The organism is Fibrobacter sp. UBA4309 (genome assembly GCF_002395745.1).
GTDB lineage: Bacteria > Fibrobacterota > Fibrobacteria > Fibrobacterales > Fibrobacteraceae > Fibrobacter.
Map to the genome: position 1 here is coordinate 1 of NZ_DGUN01000038.1, position 17,557 is coordinate 17,557.

Consider the following 17,557-nt stretch of genomic DNA (forward strand, 5'->3'; position numbering starts at 1 on the left):
ACGTATTCGTAACCGAGGTTCGGGAGTGCGCAGCTTTCTTGCACGGCAATCATCGAGCCTTCTTTCTTGCCGAGGATAATCGGCGTACGGCCCCACTTGTCGCGGCTGGCATAGAACCTGCCCGTGCTATCCAGGAGCAAGACAGAACAGCTGCCCTTCACCTTCTCGTGCACGTACTTGAGGCCGTCTACGATGGAAGCCTGTGTCGCGATGAGAGCGGAAACGACTTCGGTCGGCCCGACCATCCCGCTCGTGGTGGAATACTGCAGCTGCATGCAGTTGTTATGAAAAAGTTCTCCTTTCAGTTCTTCGATATTGGCGATGAGCCCCACGGTGACAATCGCGAAGGTTCCGAGCTTCGTGCTCATGACAAGCGGCTGGGGATCGGTATCGGAAATAACGCCGATGCCCACGTTGCCGGAGAAGGTGGCCAGATCGTTTTCAAACTTGCTACGGAAGGGCGTATTCTGGATGTTGTGAATGGAACGATGGAAGTTGCCATCAGCCTTCAGCACAGCCATACCGCCGCGGTGGGTTCCAAGATGAGAATGGTAGTCTGTTCCGAAGAAAAGGTCGCATACGCAATCCTTTTTGGAAATGACACCGCAAAAGCCGCCCATAATAACTCCTTGACTAGAAAGGACACTGCATTTTTGGACACAAAAAATAGAAATTTTTGATGTCTTTCTTGAGAAAAAAAGGTCTGCACGGACGTTTGCGGACGCGCGGAAGAAAAAAATATCGTTCTATATGCAACTGGCGTTGCATATAGAAGATTTTTCTAAAATTATTTTCAAAAATATGTGATTTTAATTAAAAAACTCAACTTTTGTTGCATAGAATGATTGACACGCCGGAAAATTGGTGGTATATTTATCAGTGATGAAACCGATCATTGAATATTCCGACTTCCGCCAGTACATGCGCGACTATTACGAGGACCGTAAGCGTCGTTCCGCATTTTCGTGGCGCGAGTTCTCGAAGATATCCGGATTTTCATCTTGCTCCTACATGAAGGTGGTCTGTGACGGCAAGAGCAAGCTGAGCAAAATCGGGATTGAACGCGTCGGCACCGCCATGGGCCTTGCCGGTTTCGAGATGGAATATTTCCGCGCCATGGTAAGATACGGCCAGGCAGATTCCGCCGAGGCGAAGAAGGACGCCTACAGGAAAATGCTAGCCGTCGCCAAAGTCCACAAGGTGCGCGTTCTGGAGGGGGACCTGTTCGCCTTTTACGACTCCTGGCGCAATCCCGTGGTGCGTGAACTGGCGCCATTGATGCCGGGAGCCACCCCCGGCGAAATGGCCAAGTTGTGCTACACCGAAACATCGGCTCAGGAAGTACGTGACGCTCTCGATTTCCTGACCAAGTCCGGGCTCCTGAAAAAAGAAGCCGACGGCACTTTCGCCCAATCCGAAATTTCGGTCACCGGCACGCCGGACGCCACACGCCTCGCCATGCGGGGCATGCACCGCCAAATGGCAGCGCTCGCGACACCGGCGCTGGAACTCCCGAAAGAAGAACGCAACTTCAGCGGAGTCACGATGGGAATTTCCAAGGAATCATACGGCCGCATCGTAGACATATTGGACGAATGCCGCAAGAAGATTATCGCTGTCGCCGCCGAAGACAAAAGCATCGAGCAGGTCTACCGCCTGAACCTCCAACTCTTCCCGCTGACGAAAAAAGTCAAGGAGGGCAACAATGAACTGGCTTAAGTTATTTATCGCATGTCTCTGTATGCCATTTGTCTTTGCAGGCTGCTCGGATTCCACAAAGATTACGGGTACATCCGAAGAGACGAACGAAATGGCCCGCGAAGAATTATCTAGTTCAAGTGCGACAAGCTCTTCAAGCAGCAGCGAACTCGAATCCTCGAGCAGCGCCACGCCTGAATCGAGCAGTACGGAAAAGCAGCAGTCGAGCAGCGCCACGCCTGAATCGAGCAGTTCGGAAAAGCAGCAGTCGAGCAGCGCCGCGCCTGAATCGAGCAGTTCGGAAAAATTGTCGTCGAGCAGCATAAGACCTGAACGGAGTTCCTCTTCGTCAACGCCGTCTTCCAGCAGCAATCCCACTAGCACGCACGAAGGCACCGCGGAACCCGGCACGCTCGAGTATTATGCAAGCCTGCTGGGAATCATGGGCGCCAAGTTCGACGACGGCGTGCTGGAGGCGGGCGTGTTTAAACCCGAATCTAGCACTCCCGATACTTTGGACCAGCATCCGCCTATGGCACAGGCCGGTGAATTCGGCGGCTATGACGTCCATCCGTTCAACAACAAGAACATCTTCGCCCTGCCCGACCTGTTCCCGGAAATGGCCGCGTATGCGAATGCGGAATTTGTCGATAGCCTTGCCGCCGAAAAATGCCACCTCTACATGCTGAACGCGAGGGGCTCCGACACGACTGTCGGCAGCATCCTCACCAAGGTTGCAAAAGATTCCGTAACGGTGATACATATCCAGTCAAGCAAATGCGAGGCGTCCCAAGGCCAGGTGCGGTTCCTGTTCACCTACTGCGGCACAAGCGAAATTATTCACCCCGAGGTCAAGAATGTCATGATAGATGCGGATATTCCCGCAAACAAATGTCCGACAATTCCCCTCGGCGAAGAATGGACAAACAAGAGGGATTAAAGAAAAAGGAGAAAAACCATGAAACAGAAAGTGATGAAATCGACTTGCGGCATTGCCGCCGCGGCACTTGCCGTATTCATGCTCGCCGCCTGCGATGACGACAGCACCAGCGTGTCCCCTGTGAACCAGGAAATGGACGTCGACACCCCGGCAAGCAGCGGCAACGATACCCCGACATCCAGCGAAGCTGCCATCCCCACCAGCAGCGAAGCACCTACTTCGTCCGAATCGGCTACGGAATCCTCGTCCGCCGTTGCGCCGGGATCGTCTTCTGCGGAGGAACCGACTTCCTCGGCGACAATTGCGTCAAGCTCCAGCTCGGCGGTACAATCCAGTTCGGCCAATTTCGAAAAATGCATCGATATGGATCGGATGTGTCCGCCTTGTGAAGGCGACCTGTGCCCGGTGACGAACGTGGCCTGCAACCATTGCAGTGAAGAAGGCGCTGTGGTTCCTGATTGCAAGGGAGGCTCTGACTATGTCTGCAGCAATCGCCTCTGGACGCAGATAAAGCCTACCTGCGAACACATTACCGATTTCGACGGGATGAGCGCAGAAGGAAACTGCGTCGGGAGAACCGGCGATGTCGTCACCGACTGCGTGACAGGACAGCAGTTCAAGTGCGTCGATAACTTCTGGGAAGCAAAGAACAATGTCTGCCCTCCGGGTGGCGACTGCGACGGTGACGGCATCCCCGACGGAATCCGCAGGCCTGACCTGGAGCCCTGCGACACGGACACCCTGCTGGAATTCTATGGCCGCGCTTACCAGTGCATAAACAACAAATGGGTGTACCTGCCGCCTCCGACCACGTACATTAACGAAAAGGCGACCGACGTCTCGGCCATGCATCGCGGCGGTCCGGCGGTTGCTCCTGGCGTCGTGAAGGTAGAAGCTGCCAGCGGAGCAGTTACTTTCCGTGACGACGGCGTGCTTGTGGACGACCGTTGCACCTTCAACGGGCTCAACGCGGAACTCAGGGGCGATACCCTGGTCGCCACCATCCTGTATCCGGGATGCACGACGACCGGCGGGTCCATGGGCGTCATCACGTTCACTCTCAGCGGGGAATTCGCCGACGTGAAGTACATCAAGTACGATGATAGGGACAACGTCAAGCCGGTTCGCGAAGCCGACGAACTGCTGCCCTGCGGGAACACTTCGTCTTGCAATAGTTGCAGCGGAGACCGAGACCCCGGAGTCACGGGCTGCTAATCGAGATCTATTTCAAGAGGGGAAAAAATCCCGGAGGCCGTAGCCCCCGGGATTCCTCTCTCTTTGGCGTAACAATATTCGATTCAGCGGGCCTCAGCTTCGGCACCGTCCTTGACGCCTTCACAGCTACCGTAGATTCGGCCCATGCCCTGGGAGTGGATGGCTGATGCGCAAGCCTCTGCGATAGGAAGAATCGGGCGTTTCACAAAACCTCCATACATCGTCTATAATATATTCCTTATGGGCTGGCAAAGTCCTTTTTTTCGCATTTTTCGTGTATACAGGGGGAAACGAGTGATATTCCTCATATTCCGAGGCATCAACCTAGCCCATGACCGAGGCGCCGACTTTAGAATTTGCGAAGCAAATACAAAAAGGGCCGGCACATCACTGTGCCAGCCCAAATTTCGGCCAGGAACCGATTACTTCACTTCGAAGTAGTAAGTCTGCAGAGTCTTGCCATCCTGAGAGAACTGGATGATCTGCTTGCCCTTCGGGAGGTTGCCGGTAATCTTGAAGAGGTTCTCGGCGATGTAGGTCACGGTCAGGTCGGAACCCTTGTTCTTGTCGGCAAAGATGCCCTTTTCGTCGCCTTCGAAGCCCTTGCAGTCCTTGTGGTCTGCGACCTTGCCTTCAACAGCCGGGAAGGTCTTCGCGATGAGCGGGGTCGTCACGGAAGAAGCATTGCGGTAGAAGACTTCGAGCTTGCCGTCAACCACGCGCGGATCCGGAAGCGGAGTCATCTTGGAGGCATCGGCAGCCGGAGCAGCCTTCTTGCCCTTCTTGCCCTTCTTGCCCTTCTTCTTGTCGGCCTTGGGCGGAACCTTGGCACCACCGGCCTGCTGCGGGAAGGCGAGACGGTAACCGGCAATGGAGGATTCGCACTGCGCGGACCAGATGACCCACTGATTCGAAATCTTCGTCGGAGCGGTTTCGCCGCTGATGTAGAGACCCGGATCAACCTGGTCGCTGTAGATGTAGAGCGTCAGCTTGGCGTTCGGATTTTCTTCGGTCGTGGTGACAACGTTGCGGCTCTTGATGTACTTGGAGCGGCCGGCGAGAACTTTGTACGTACCGACGGGAACCTTCTCGAACTTGAACTGGCCCTTGCGGAGTTCCTGCTTGTACTTGTACTTGTCCTTCAGTGTGGAATAGATCGTGGAGTCGATCCAGATGGTCGGCATTTCGAGGGCCTTGCCCGTGAAAGCGTCGCAGACTTCGCCTTCGATGGTGCCGGTCTTTTCACAGCCAGTCATGGCGAAAGCGACAAGAGCGGCAGCGAAAATAAAAAGATGTTTCTTCATCGTTTTCCTCATTAAGTGTTAATCCGGTTATTGGCAAAAACCCTCCCATTCGAGGGGAGGGTTCTCGCATTAATTAAGCTTCTTCAGCCTTGGCCGGGACAGCCTTGCGAGTCTTGCGCTTGGCGCCAGTGATGTTGCCAGCGAAACGCTTGTTGAAGCGGTCGATACGGCCAGCCGTATCCACGCGATGCTGCTTGCCCGTCCAGAACGGATGGGTATCAGCCGTGATTTCCAGGGAAATCACGCTATATTCAACACCATCGATAGTCTTCTTTTCGGCGGAAGACTTCGTGGAGCGGGTGATGTATTCTTTACCCGTATTCGCATCGACGAACACGACCGGTTGATAGTTAGGGTGGATACCTTCTTTCATTTTGATAACTTCCTATTGAAGTGAATAATTGGAGTTCCAAATTTAGCAGATTTCGCCAATTTTGGCAAGCAGAAAGCGCTTTTTTTGTATTTTTGATGGCATGAAACACCTGTTTTTCTTGCTAGAAACCGCTATTTTCGCATCATTGGCATTCTCTCTCGCCGCCTGCAAGGGCGAACCGCCCAAAGCGACAATAGTCGAAATCGACAAGAAAATGCCGTTGCTGGAATGGCCTGACAGTGCCTACGTGAACAACCTGGACTCCATCCTGGCCAGCGAACCCGTCAAGAAAACGGACGTCAACAAGCCTAGCATCGCCATAAACGCACACGAGGCCCCGAAGTTCATCCTCCCCGGTTCCGTGACAGGAAAGAAGGAAGCCCCGAAGGCGGCACGCAAGCCTGGAGACGGCAAGGGGGCCGGCAAATCCGCCCTCGCAGGTAGCCCGGATAACGGAGCCGAAGCCTTCATGGACAAATTCAGCAGGGCGCTCTCCGCCCTCCAGTCCGACCCGTCGAACGCCGGACTCTATAAAGTCGTAGAAGCCAAGGAGGGCGACGACCTGTTCAAGCTATTGCGCCGGACCTACGGTGCCGGTACACAGAACCTCCCCCGCTTCTACGTGCTATCGGCACTACAATCAGTAAACGCCGGCGTGATGCTGGAACATCTGAACGCCGGCGATAAAGTCCGTGTACCTAGGATATAGTTATAGAACGCCCTTGCTGCTGGGCACGCCCTTCACGTTACGGCTCGGGGCGACAGCCATGGCGACCGCCCGGGCGAACGCCTTGAAGATGCTTTCGAGGCAATGGTGGTTATCACTGCCGTAGAAAAGCTGCACATGCAGGTTCATGCGGGCGTTCTCGCAAATGCTCTTGAAGAAATGTTCGAACATGCTCGCCTCGATACCGCCAGCCATGGCAGCCGGGAGTTTCACGTTCCAGACAAAACCGATACGGTTGCTGAAATCGATGCACACGCGGCTCAAGGCTTCGTCCATCGGCACAAAGTAGAAACCGTAACGTTCGATTCCCTTCTTGTCACCAAGGCATTCCACCAGGGCCTGTCCTAGCACGATGCCGATGTCTTCCATGCTATGATGCATATCGACAGCCGTATCGCCCTTGCACTTCAAGTCAAGGTGGAAACCGCCATGCACCTGGAACAGGTCCAGCATGTGATCCAAGAACGCGTTTCCGGAATCGATCTTGCCACGGCTAGCCTCGTCGATGTTCAAGAAAAGCTCGATATCCGTTTCACCGGTCTTTCGGGAAATCTTCGATGTACGCATCAGTTCGCTCCTGCAGAAACAACGGCGCCATCGTACACGCAGAATCGCGTAACGCGGCCAAACTTCATTTCGGGCAACGGTGTTTCAACTCCGTTCAAAATCATCTTGGAAACCGCACGCGGTTCACCAATCACTACATACAAAGTATCACGAGCGTTGTACACCATCTTGGCGCCCGCCGTAGAAAGGTTCGCTTCCTTGAGGAACGAGCCATCTTCTTCGTGGTGCTTGAGTCCGACCCACGAGCGCATTTCTCCGGAACCGATCAGTTCGAACCTGGTCTTGCCGTGATTCGAGACGGGCTTGACAACAGTATCCTTCTTTGTCGAAGTCGAAGAAATGAAAATCGTCGCAGACTCGGGCAGTTCAGATTTCTTCAGGGCCTCATCTACCTGGGCTTGCGTCACGACACTGTCATTTCCTGACTTTGCAGAATCAAGCGAAACAATGTAGGCCTGCAGCGAATCTGCAGGAACCGCTTCTGCACCGTCCGGCATTTCTGCAGAAGGCTGTTCCGTCACCGACGCCGTTTCTGTCTTGGCCGTTGTCGTCGCTTCTGCAGCCGCTTCGGATTCGCCCAAACCTTTCAAGAAATGGGAGCCAACCGCGAATGCCAGTCCAAGCACGATAATCACTATGGGAACGGCCTTGCTCTTGGGCTTAATCTCGTCTTCGCCGATAGGTTTCACCTTGGCGGGCTTCACAGGAGTTTCCGCAAGCAAGCTCGCAAACTTGGTCCCGTTTTCTGCCGCATACCAATCCAGCACGCGCTTCGTATCGAGTCCAAGTTTTCCGCAAACAGAATTGAGATAGCAGCGAAGATAGGCTTCCACCGGGAACGCCTTCCAGTCGCCACTTTCCATAAGGGTAATATTCTTTACTGTCAGCCTCGTCATAGAGGCGAGATCTTCTACGGACATACCATTCGCTTCGCGGGCACGCGCCAAATAGGCACCAAGGCGTTCGTCAGGCCTTTTATCTTCAATAGGAGTCTCTACCGTCATACATTTACCTTCAACTTCCCCAACATCTCCAAAGTACGGGCTACAGGGAGCCCCACCACATTGTAAAAACACCCCCGAATCTGGCTTATAAGCCTTGCACCCTGAGTTTGGATGCCATAAGCCCCCGCCTTGTCCATCGGGTCTTTAGAATCTACATATTTTTCGAGCTCTTGTAAGGAGTTCTTCCGAAAAAACACCTCTGTTCTTTCTTGTTGAGCATCAACGACTTGGCCATCTTTAGCGATTGCCACCCCCGTGATGACCCAATGGGTCCTTCCATTTAATTTATTTAACATTTCCAGGGCGTCTTTTTCGTCCTTGGGCTTGCCCAGGGGCACCCCGTCCAGGAAGACTAGCGTGTCAAATCCGAGCACATAGGACCCCGGCTCCTTGGCAGATACCGCCAAAGCCTTCGCCATGGCATTTTCACGCGGGAAATCAAGCGGATTGGCGCTTTTCGGGCTTTCCTCGTCGTTCGAGACCACCACGCGGAAATCCACACCAATCTGTTTCAATATTTCGCGTCTTCTCGGAGAACCGCTTGCAAGTATTATCTGGGTCATCGTAAATTCACTCGTCTAGTTCGTTTCCGTGCTACCGGCGTTCAACTTGATATCGGGCAGGTCACGCACATAGATGGCAAAGCTCCATCCCGCAGCAGGTCCGGTCGGAGTCCACGTGAAATCGAGCTGCCAGCAATGTAACCTGCGGTTGAACGTGAAATTGTGCGTAACGAACTTGCCTTCGTTATAATCGTAACGGGTATTGTAGCTCACTTCCCAGTTCACCGTAGGCTGGAACGTGGCAGAAATTCCCGTAGAATGGCTGATGTTGTCCTGGAACAAGTCCTTGGCCACTCGCGTACTCGAGAACGTGTAACGGTAATCCAGCCCGAACGTCCACTTGAGCATCTCGTACTTGCCCATCTGCGAAGGCAGGCCGCCGTTGAGCGTACCGCTCCAGTGGAAGTTCCTGGAGAATTCGTAGCTGTAGTAGATCAGTTCGGGCATCTGCGCCTTGGTCGGCTCGTCCGTGAACTTGTGGTACACGCTATGCCTCGTATTCACGGTAAAGAGGTAGTCCGGCAAGACCTGCAAACCGAAACTAGACGTAATGTCGGACCACTGCAACGAATCTGCCGCAAAGTTGTACGAAACATTGTGACGCGTAGTCAGCAGGCGGCGGTTGCCGTACTGGTCATCCACGGCCTTGGCCGTATCGCCCTTGGTCGTGTCGGGCTTGTGCCCCACCACCTTCAAGTACTTGAGGTCGAAGTCGTTGTTCAGGCCAAAGCCGATTGTTTTCTGTTCGATCTGGTACGGGGCCTGTCCCAGCAACGGATGCGGAGCGAACTTCTTGACGGTATCGATTTCGGGAGCGTAGGTGTAAGACACGCTCGGCGACAGCACATGGCGCAGACCCGTAAAGCGCCCGATTTCCGGAACCCAGATGCCATACAGTTTCGTATCGGCGGTGATGCTGTAATTGTGGTTGTACGCGACCTGGCCGTACTCGTCGTGTTCAGGGTCGAGACTCATGTAGCGCTTGCGGTACTTCGCGGAATCGTTCGGATTGATCCAGCCCGTCCCGGTCCAGTATCCGGTGAAGTTCGCGCGCGGCGTCAGGTTGATCACGTTAAAGAGCGACCCCGAGTAATCCAACGAATACGTGCCCGTGTAACCGACATACTCGGCCGTGGTATCCTTGTTGAGCGTCGTGTCCGGGGCACGCTTGGTGTAGTAGTTGAACCTGTTGTTGAAATTGTAGTTGAACTTTTCCAAGTAAGTCTCTATGGAGCCGTCATCGGCGGCAACGTCATCTTCGTCGTATTCAAAGATAAACAGCGGACCGCTCTGCCTGTACTGCAAGTCGGGAATCTGGCGTTCCATGTTATCTGTCCGCAAGTTGTGGTTCTGGCTCACCTTCAACGTGAGACTCTTATTCGTGCCAAACTTCCCGGAATAGGCCAGGTTTGCGTTAGCCTGTTGGTCAAGGATGGTTTCCGCGTCAAGCGCGTTATCTTTACGCACACTGCGGTCGCTCACAAACGAGCCCGAACCGCTCAAGGTGTGCTTGCCATCGGGAGTCAAGTTCTGGTTATGCGTAAAGCGAATATCATAACCGCTGTTCGCCATATCGAATTCCTTCAGGTAGCTCGTATAGCTCACGTTTCCGTCGAGCACGTAGCGCTTCTTGTAACGCACCTCGCCCGTCAACGTCGACCTCTCGAAACGCGCTTCTTCGCCTTCGATAATGTCGCCCTTCACCGTTGCGTCCCAGTAATCGTTGGGAGCGTAGTAGAATCCCAAATTGCTGATGTAGTACCCCTGCACCTGGTCGCCACCGAACTTAGGCGTCAGGAGGCCCGACTTGCGGCCGCTTTTCAGGGGAGCCACGATCAACGGCAAAACGGCGACAGGCACATCGGCAATGTTCAGCACCACCGGCCTTGCCGTGATGGTCTCCTTGGGTTTCACCACCATGCGTCGTCCGTAAAAATAGAAGTGCTGGTGCGTCGAATCGTTACAGGTACTAAAGTCGCCACGGGCAATCTGCAGACGCGTATCCGGCAAGCGGCGGACTTCCATGCCGTTCAGCTGCTGGTTGTCCTGGTACGTGGTCGCGTAATAGATTTCGCCGACACGGCTTTTCATGTTGTACTTGAGCCGCATCCCCGAAAGCGAGGGATTCTTCGTTTCTCGCAGAACCGGCTCGCCGCTCGCCATCAGCACTTCGTTTTCCTGGTCGAACAGGATAGTGTCGGCATCCAGCGTGGCCGTGCGGTATTTCAACTGCGCTTCGTTGTTCAGATTGAACGTGGAGGTCTCGACATCGTACACCAAGTCGACCGCATGGTATTCGATCGTATCCGTTCCCGTGGTGTCGTTCATCCAGTCGACTTCTGTTGTGTCCTCTTCCACCTGTTCCCGCTCTTCCAGTTCAAAGCGGGTCATCTCCTCGCCATGAGCGGCAGGAGTGACAAGGACCGCCAGCGAAAACAGCAAAACGGCCCACAGAAACCTATGGGTTCTAGACAAAATCACGTTGCGCGTTAAAATAGAAAAATCCCCCGATTTTCACCGGAGGATTCAAACGTTTTTATGATTATTCCTTGCGTATTATTTCAGCACGGCAAACTTGCCGCTGACCGAGCCCTCATGGTCGATGCTCACCATGTAACGGCCGCTCGGAATGGAGCTTGCGTCCCACAAGACAGTGTTGACGCCAGCGCTAGCCCTTTCGTTCACGAGGCGAGCCACCTGTTCGCCATCGGCGTTCATGATGGTCACAATCGTCTTGCCCGGAGTCTTGACGCTGTAGCTTACGGCATTGCGGGTAAAACCACGGAGCAGGGCTCCACCGTTACGGACAACATTTTCGACCTTGGGCTTCGGAGCAAACTCGTTCGCCTTTTCCACATAAATTCCATTGTAATCCGCAGAAGCGACATTCTTTTCAGCCTTCACGAGATTGCCGTTCTTGAGCACGGCCACCAGCTGCTTGTCGTTCTGGGAAGCGCTCGCAAAAGTTTCGAGTTCCTGGGCATTCAGCTCGGCCTTGTCGCCGTACCAGTTCTTCACGGCGGCACCTTCCAGATCCTTCACGGTAATCTGGGCGCGGCGGAGCGTCGCGGTATAGGTTTCGCCTTCGCTCGTATAGGTGATTTCGAGAGGCTTGTTCACCTGGCCACGGAGTTTTTCCTTGGACTGTTCGATGTTCAGGCCCTGGAGGCTCACGCCGTCGACAGCGGTAATCACGTCGCCAGCCTGGAGCTTGGTCTCGGCAGCGGGCGTACCCGGAATGACCTCGGCCACCTTGACGCCTTCGCGAATCTGGTAAATGGTAATGCCCACACCGCCGAAAGTTTCATCGGCCATAAGAGGTGCGGCCATCATCGCCGCCAACAGGGAAACCTTGACTATACTTTTCATGAATTTCTCCTTGAAAAACTTTACTTCATTAATATATAATAAAAAATCGCCCCGGCAACAGCCAAAAGCGATATTTTGCACAAAAAAAGCTATTCCATCAGGGTTCCGTCTTCTGCGTCTTCCCCATCGTCGTAATCCTCGATGGTCTTTTCGCCAGGAACGATGATGAGTCCGAGCGTCACGGGTTCGCCCTTCAAGTTGATGTAGGCTTCCAGGTACAGCTTGGTCGAGAGGCGCAGCAGGCGCAAGTCCAGCATGGTTCCACCCTTGTGGATGCTCTTCGGGTTCCTGTTGAAGAACAGGAACTTCTTGTTGATGTACTCGAAGCGGTCCTGTTCATAATTTATCTGCCATTCGGAATTTCCGTCATTTTCCTGGCGGTACAGGCAACGGTCATGGTCGATATCGCACTCGAAGCTCGCGCTTTCCTGGTAACGCTTGTTCCATTCACGGCTAAAGGCGCAGCTCTGCACGCGGCCGGCTCCGTTCCTCTGCTTATTGAGCTGGTCGTTTATAACGACGTAATCCATCTTCTGGTCTTTCACCTGGTTGTAGACGTTCATCAAGATGACGTACGCCTCGATGTTCTTGGGGCACTTGCCGTCAAGTTCGACCTCTTCGTGGGCTTTCAGGAGGGTCTGCTGCAAGTCGACGTCGATGGCATCGGGAATCTCGCTTTCCTTGATCTTGTCGAGCACCTTCTTGGGCGGAACGAACACCACCTTGTCACCCTTCTTGACCGCGTAACCAAGCTGGTCGCGCACGTAGTCCAAGCACTGCTGCACGTGGATATGCACCGTATTGGAGCCACCAGAGACAAAGTCCACGCCAATGCGCACGTTCCATTCGCCGGCGCTATTCCCGGAATTCTTGATGATTTCGCAATAGGGTTCCTCGCGGATACCGTCGATAAAGACGACCTTCGCGTTGAGTTTCGTAACGAGGGAGGCTTCCTTGTCAAGCGCGCCGCCCAGGCTCCAGAAATTCGGGTTCAGGCGCAACACCTCGGCAAAGGCCTTGTCGCCGTCGAGCGCCGGGAGCAGGGAATCGTTGCGGGCATTCTTCTCCTTGAGAAGTTCGGAATACTCCGTCGTCACGTTCATGTTCTTGAATCCGTTGCGTGCCGAAACGGGGACGCCGGGAGCCGCCAGGGACACTCCGGCAAAAGAAATGCAGAACAGGGCAAAAACAAAAAACTTCATACGGGAATAAAATACAAAAAAACGGTGATAAAACGTTGCTGCCAGATTCCGGCTCCCTTCGACTACGCTCAGGGCAGGCTCAGGCCGGAATGACGTCTAGGTTCCAATCTTCAAGCGATTAGGTCCTAGTTTTAAAAGGTGCGGGATGTGCAAGTCCACCCAATCGGGAGATTCCTCGGCAGGATTCACGAAAACGGTAGTCCATCCGCGCCGGTGCGCGGGTTCCAGATTGCGGAGCGAATCTTCCAGCAGCACGATTTCGCGGGGATTCGCGGGATAGGCGACACCCATGGACGGGAGTTTTTCGTGAAGCCACGCCTCCATCTTCTCGTAGGCGCTGTCATGCGGCTTGCCAACCCAGTCGAGCTGCTTCAGGTCAAAAACGCCATCGATTGCAGACTCGATTCCCATGTGGGCCATGCCCGCCTCGCTCCAGTCATGGCGCCCGTTGGTAAAAACGAATCGCGGGCCGTCCAGGCTTTTCAGCAGGGCGAGCTTCTCGGGAGCCTTTTTCGGGTAGGTCAGGTATTCCGGTTCGTGGATAAAGTCGAAGAACTCGTCGGGGTCCGTGCCGTTCATCGCCATGAGGCCTGCAAGCGTCGTGCCGAAACGTTCCAGGTAATCGGTACGAATCTTGTGCGCCGATTCGAAATCGCCTCCGACAGTCTTCTGCACGAACTTCGAAATGCGGTGGTCCAGAGAGTTGATAACGTACCGTTCCTCGGTACCGTACAACGTCAAGTCGTAGTCGAAAAGCCAGACCATCAAACGCCCATCGCGAGGCCGCCAATCTGGCGGGCCAGATAGGTCGCGTAGTTGTCCGTCATGCCGCTCACAAAGTCGAGCACCTGGTGGTAGGCCTCGGCAGCAGATACGCTCTGCCCGATTTTCGCCTGGCCAATCAGGCGCACAATGCGGTCGGCGCGGTAGGAATTCTTGCCGTTCAGGCGGTAATCGTACACGCCGTTGATGAACGCATCGAGCACGGTGGCAAGCGTCGTGTAGCTACCCACTTCCAGTTCCGTCTTACGGCGGTCCGGGTAGATGCGCTCCACGCCAAGGCGCTTCGCGATGCGGATTCCCCACATCACGTCGGACTTGGAGAGGTCTATCAGGTGCTTGGAAAGCTTGCCCTCCATGATTTCTTCGTAATGGTTCACGAATACGACCGCCACGTCGTCAATCAGGTTCTGGATAGCCTTGCCGCGGATGCTGCTGAGAAAGTCGCGGAAGTTGCGTCCGTTCTCCTCGTATTCCTTGTCGATGTTCACTTCGGGCCCGCAAAGGTAGATGAACATGTCGCGCACGTCGGCAAAAGAAAGGATACCGAGTTCGATGGCATCTTCCACATCGAGGATGGAATAGCATATATCGTCGGCCGCTTCCATCAGGTACACGAGCGGATGGCGCACCCACTTGCCGCTGTCGATTTGCGGGAGTCCTAGCGTCTCCGCGGTAATGCCGTAGAGGTCCGATTCCGTCGAGAACAGGCTCGTCGGGCAGCCGTACTTGGCGATTTGCGGGTACTTCATCATCGAGCCGATGGTCGCGTACGTAAGGCGCATGCCGCCGTCAAGGAAGTGGTATTCCAGCTTGCTCAAGATGCGGTGCCCTTGGGCGTTGCCGTCAAAATTCTCGAAGTCGGCCATTTCCTTGTCGTTCAATCCGGCAAGGGGCGCACTACTGCGGTTCTTGCGGAACCACTCGCGGATGGCCGCCTCCCCCGCATGGCCAAAAGGCGGATTGCCGATGTCATGTGCGAGGCACGCCGACTGCACGATGGTACCGAACTGATATTCGTTGATGTATTTGGGGAGGTATTTCTTGATGAGGTGAAAAACCGTAATCGCAAGGCTTCGACCCACGCTCGAGACTTCGATGCTGTGCGTGAGGCGGCTGTGGACATGGTCGTTCACCGAGAAGGGATGTACCTGAGTCTTGCGGCCCAGGCGGCGAAAAGCGGTAGAAAAGACAATGCGGTCGTAATCGCGATGGTAATCGGAGCGGTTCGGGTCGCGATCGGCAGGATGGCCGTACCGCGTCGCCGACAAAAGAGTTTCCCAGTTGAGCATGCGGTAAATATAAAAATTTTGCAAGGCGAAAGAAGCGACAAACTTGTTTGGCATTTCCGAGCCTCAGAGAATTTGGAGCGAAACTCAAAAATTTCTATCTTTTCCCCCATGATTACACGCGTCATCGACAGAAACTTCGCCAATATGCGCCTGGACAGGTTCCTCCGCAAGGCGTTTCCCGACGAGTCCTTGTCGGTGTTCTTCGCCATCATCCGCAAGAAAAAAGTACGCGTGAACGGAGTCGTCGGCAAGGCGAACCAGATGCTCGCCGAAGGCGACACCGTCTGCATTTACGAGAACCTGAAGAGTGTAGAGAATTCGGAAAACGCGACACAGAATACTGAATTCAGCAGCACCCTCAAAGGCGGTTGGAAAAAGGCCTCCACTTCTGCCGAAAAAACTTCCAGCTGGGGAGCCAAGGAACTCGACATCGTCATCCAGACCGAAGATTACGTTGTCGTAAACAAGCCTTCGGGACTCGCGAGTCAGCCCGGCTCGGGGACGCGTCCCGGCGAAAGCCTCGTGGAATACCTCTGGGAATGGGGCAAGCGCGAAGGCCTGGATTTCAAGCCCACAATCGCCCACCGCCTCGACCAGGATACTTCCGGCATGATCATCGCCGCCCTCCATGGCGATACGCTCCGCGACTTCACGCGCATGATCCGCGAACACAAGGTCGACAAGTTCTATTTCGCGCTCGTCAAGGGCAACCTCAAGCAGGACCGAGGCACCATCAACGAATCGCTCACGCGAACGGACAGCGCCAAGGGAAGCAAGATGAAGGTCGGCGAAACCGGCAAGGATGCCCAGACGGCCATCACCCACTACCGCGTCAAGCAGCACTACGAAGGCTACGACCTCGTAAAAATCAAACTCGAGACGGGCCGCATGCACCAGATTCGCGCCCACTTCGCCAGCATCGGGCATCCGCTGCTGGGCGACACCCGCTACGGGGACTTCGCGCTCAACCGCGAAGCCAAGAAGGAATTCGGCCTGAACAGGCTCTTTTTGCACAGCTGCCGCCTGGAATTCGTATGGAACGGCGACCGCAAGGTTCTCGACTGCCCGCTTCCCAAGGAACTGCAGGCCGTCATCAAGCAACTGAAACCGATCAGACAAGGATACAAGTAACAATCAGGAGAACAACATGTTCAAGGTAATTCTCTTTATTTCTTCGTGTGCATTACTAGCCGCATGCGCCCAGTCTCTTTCTGTCGCGAACAAGGAAACTTTCGACGCGCCTAAGACAGGGGTCATCGGGGTATTCCGTCAACCTGTCGGATTTTGCAGCGGAGGATACCAGCAGCAAATGGTTCTCGGTGGTGAAAAGATCATAGTAAAACCGACATGGACTTCCGCCCAAGACAACCTTTTCTCCGCCTATGTCAATCCGGGAAAAGCGGATTTCACGTCTTACCACTACGCCTGCGGATACACGTCAACGACATTGACCGCCAAGGAAAGCCATGGTCTTGTCGTCCCCGAAAAAGGATTCTGCAAAATCGCGATATCATTCTTGAAAGGCGACGAACAGTTTTCACAGAACGATTCCCTGTTGCAGGCAATATTCTCAAAAGAAAATGTCGCCATTCCGTTCAATGATATACCTTACTGCGAAACATACTAAGAAGGTTTTTCAATGATAGAGAACAGCAAGATCATGGGCATGGCCAGCCACGCCCTCAAGGGATTCCGGCTCAATGCGGCGGGAACTTCTGTCTTTTGGGGAATCCTTATCGCGGTGTCAGCCTTTTCGATCAACCTCGCGAGCATCCTTTTCATGGACAGTAACGAGAACTCTTCCAGAAACTACCTGGTCAGCTTCACCGCCGAAATGGTCCAGTCGATTGCCGTGCACATGTTCATCATCGGCTTTTACGCCTATTTCTACGGCATCTACAAGCAGAAAGTCGCCTCCTTCAAAAAGCTTTTCATCGGATTCAAGAATTTTTCCCGGAATGCCGTAGTCCTGATTATCGGGGCCCTGGTAATGGGATTTCTATCGACAATTGCGGAAGCAACACTGCAATATTGCCTGGACCACTATCCCATTCTAGAAAACATCGTTTTTTACATCTTTCTTGCAATAGTCTATATTTCCTTTCTATGCCTTGTCGCCTATAAGCTGTACCCCACCTGGCTCGGCCTGATGCTCAAGATGTCGATGGACAATTCTACCGAGGCAATCAGCTTGATCAGGGAGACCTACAGCCAGGTTTCGGCGTACAACAACAAATTCGTCGGTCTCTATTTCCGTTTCCTGGGCTGGAGCATCGTCGGATGCCTTACGTTCGGAATCGGTTTCCTCTGGATTCTCCCCTATCTCACCATGGCGACAGTCATTTTCTTCGACATAATCTTCTATCCCGAAGATTATGCGGTACCGGAAGACCCCGCCACATAGCAGACGGGCCCCGTTTTTTCTATATTTTCCGCCGAAAATTTAAGCAGGCACGAAATTTGCGCCACCGCAAGGAACATTTCCAATGGCCCGCCGCAAGCTCCATGCCTCAAAGGATTGAA

18 protein-coding genes and 1 pseudogene are annotated in these 17,557 nt (G+C 54.0%); 7 read left to right on the forward strand and 12 right to left on the reverse strand.

Annotated elements, in window-relative coordinates:
- Positions 1 to 620 (reverse strand): annotated as a pseudogene (locus tag B3M32_RS04205) (amidophosphoribosyltransferase); the annotation flags it as partial.
- Between the two features lie 262 nt (positions 621 to 882).
- On the opposite strand from B3M32_RS04205, the gene B3M32_RS04210 reads away from it, so the two are divergent.
- Genes B3M32_RS04210 through B3M32_RS04220 form a run of 3 tightly spaced genes read left to right on the forward strand, consistent with a single transcriptional unit; the run spans position 883 to position 3,853 of the window.
- Complete coding sequence (locus B3M32_RS04210; RefSeq protein WP_290743783.1) at positions 883 to 1,719, forward strand: TIGR02147 family protein; 837 nt, start codon at positions 883 to 885, stop codon at positions 1,717 to 1,719.
- Positions 1,706 to 2,638: a hypothetical protein gene (locus tag B3M32_RS04215; RefSeq protein ID WP_290743785.1), complete on the forward strand. Its 933-nt coding sequence runs from the start codon at positions 1,706 to 1,708 to the stop codon at positions 2,636 to 2,638. The genes B3M32_RS04210 and B3M32_RS04215 overlap by 14 nt, the downstream gene beginning before the upstream one ends.
- An 18-nt stretch (positions 2,639 to 2,656) precedes the next feature.
- Positions 2,657 to 3,853, forward strand: a complete 1,197-nt coding sequence (locus tag B3M32_RS04220; protein WP_290743787.1) for a hypothetical protein — start codon at positions 2,657 to 2,659, stop codon at positions 3,851 to 3,853.
- An 83-nt stretch (positions 3,854 to 3,936) separates the two neighbouring features.
- On the opposite strand, the gene B3M32_RS04225 is transcribed toward B3M32_RS04220, so the two are convergent.
- The 3 genes from B3M32_RS04225 to B3M32_RS04235 form a co-directional block, all read right to left on the reverse strand.
- Positions 3,937 to 4,059 carry a hypothetical protein gene (locus B3M32_RS04225; protein ID WP_290743789.1) on the reverse strand — a complete coding sequence of 41 codons (123 nt, stop codon included), beginning with the start codon at positions 4,057 to 4,059 and terminating at the stop codon, positions 3,937 to 3,939.
- Positions 4,060 to 4,275: 216 nt separating this feature from the next.
- Positions 4,276 to 5,157, reverse strand: a complete 882-nt coding sequence (locus B3M32_RS04230; protein WP_290743791.1) for a hypothetical protein — start codon at positions 5,155 to 5,157, stop codon at positions 4,276 to 4,278.
- A 73-nt stretch (positions 5,158 to 5,230) separates the two neighbouring features.
- On the reverse strand, positions 5,231 to 5,530 hold the full coding sequence (locus B3M32_RS04235; protein ID WP_290743792.1) for a type B 50S ribosomal protein L31: 300 nt from the start codon (positions 5,528 to 5,530) through the stop codon (positions 5,231 to 5,233).
- A 100-nt stretch (positions 5,531 to 5,630) separates the two neighbouring features.
- Here B3M32_RS04235 and B3M32_RS04240 point away from each other — a divergent pair, with 100 nt between their 5' ends.
- Positions 5,631 to 6,239 (forward strand): hypothetical protein, encoded by a 609-nt coding sequence (locus tag B3M32_RS04240; protein ID WP_290743793.1) that lies wholly within the window; start codon positions 5,631 to 5,633, stop codon positions 6,237 to 6,239.
- Here the strand turns inward: B3M32_RS04240 and hisB are convergent, their stop codons facing one another.
- The 8 genes from hisB to B3M32_RS04280 form a co-directional block, all read right to left on the reverse strand.
- A complete protein-coding gene (hisB, locus tag B3M32_RS04245) occupies positions 6,240 to 6,824 on the reverse strand; it encodes an imidazoleglycerol-phosphate dehydratase HisB (protein ID WP_290743794.1) in 585 nt (194 codons plus the stop codon).
- The gene (locus B3M32_RS04250; RefSeq protein ID WP_290743795.1) at positions 6,824 to 7,828 is read right to left on the reverse strand and encodes a helix-turn-helix domain-containing protein; all 1,005 of its coding nucleotides are present in this window, start codon (positions 7,826 to 7,828) and stop codon (positions 6,824 to 6,826) included. Before B3M32_RS04250 ends, hisB begins: the two co-directional genes overlap by 1 nt.
- Positions 7,825 to 8,391, reverse strand: coding sequence for a Maf family protein (locus B3M32_RS04255; RefSeq protein WP_290743796.1), 567 nt, complete (start codon positions 8,389 to 8,391; stop codon positions 7,825 to 7,827). Before B3M32_RS04255 ends, B3M32_RS04250 begins: the two co-directional genes overlap by 4 nt.
- A 15-nt stretch (positions 8,392 to 8,406) precedes the next feature.
- Positions 8,407 to 10,872: a putative LPS assembly protein LptD gene (locus B3M32_RS04260; RefSeq protein WP_290743798.1), complete on the reverse strand. Its 2,466-nt coding sequence runs from the start codon at positions 10,870 to 10,872 to the stop codon at positions 8,407 to 8,409.
- A 75-nt stretch (positions 10,873 to 10,947) separates the two neighbouring features.
- Positions 10,948 to 11,760, reverse strand: coding sequence for a S41 family peptidase (locus B3M32_RS04265; protein WP_290743799.1), 813 nt, complete (start codon positions 11,758 to 11,760; stop codon positions 10,948 to 10,950).
- A gap of 89 nt (positions 11,761 to 11,849) precedes the next feature.
- A complete protein-coding gene (locus tag B3M32_RS04270; RefSeq protein WP_290743800.1) occupies positions 11,850 to 12,962 on the reverse strand; it encodes a hypothetical protein in 1,113 nt (370 codons plus the stop codon).
- Between the two features lie 96 nt (positions 12,963 to 13,058).
- Positions 13,059 to 13,727 carry a pyrimidine 5'-nucleotidase gene (locus B3M32_RS04275; protein ID WP_290743801.1) on the reverse strand — a complete coding sequence of 223 codons (669 nt, stop codon included), beginning with the start codon at positions 13,725 to 13,727 and terminating at the stop codon, positions 13,059 to 13,061.
- The gene (locus B3M32_RS04280; protein ID WP_290743802.1) at positions 13,727 to 15,034 is read right to left on the reverse strand and encodes a deoxyguanosinetriphosphate triphosphohydrolase; all 1,308 of its coding nucleotides are present in this window, start codon (positions 15,032 to 15,034) and stop codon (positions 13,727 to 13,729) included. Before B3M32_RS04280 ends, B3M32_RS04275 begins: the two co-directional genes overlap by 1 nt.
- Before the next feature lie 108 nt (positions 15,035 to 15,142).
- Between B3M32_RS04280 and B3M32_RS04285 the strand changes: the two genes are divergently transcribed.
- Genes B3M32_RS04285 through B3M32_RS04295 form a run of 3 tightly spaced genes read left to right on the forward strand, consistent with a single transcriptional unit; the run spans position 15,143 to position 17,438 of the window.
- The gene (locus B3M32_RS04285) at positions 15,143 to 16,165 is read left to right on the forward strand and encodes an RluA family pseudouridine synthase (protein ID WP_290743803.1); all 1,023 of its coding nucleotides are present in this window, start codon (positions 15,143 to 15,145) and stop codon (positions 16,163 to 16,165) included.
- Positions 16,166 to 16,181: 16 nt separating this feature from the next.
- A complete protein-coding gene (locus B3M32_RS04290; RefSeq protein ID WP_290743804.1) occupies positions 16,182 to 16,661 on the forward strand; it encodes a hypothetical protein in 480 nt (159 codons plus the stop codon).
- Positions 16,662 to 16,673: 12 nt separating this feature from the next.
- Positions 16,674 to 17,438, forward strand: coding sequence for a DUF975 family protein (locus B3M32_RS04295; RefSeq protein ID WP_290743805.1), 765 nt, complete (start codon positions 16,674 to 16,676; stop codon positions 17,436 to 17,438).
- Positions 17,439 to 17,557 lie beyond the last annotated feature (119 nt).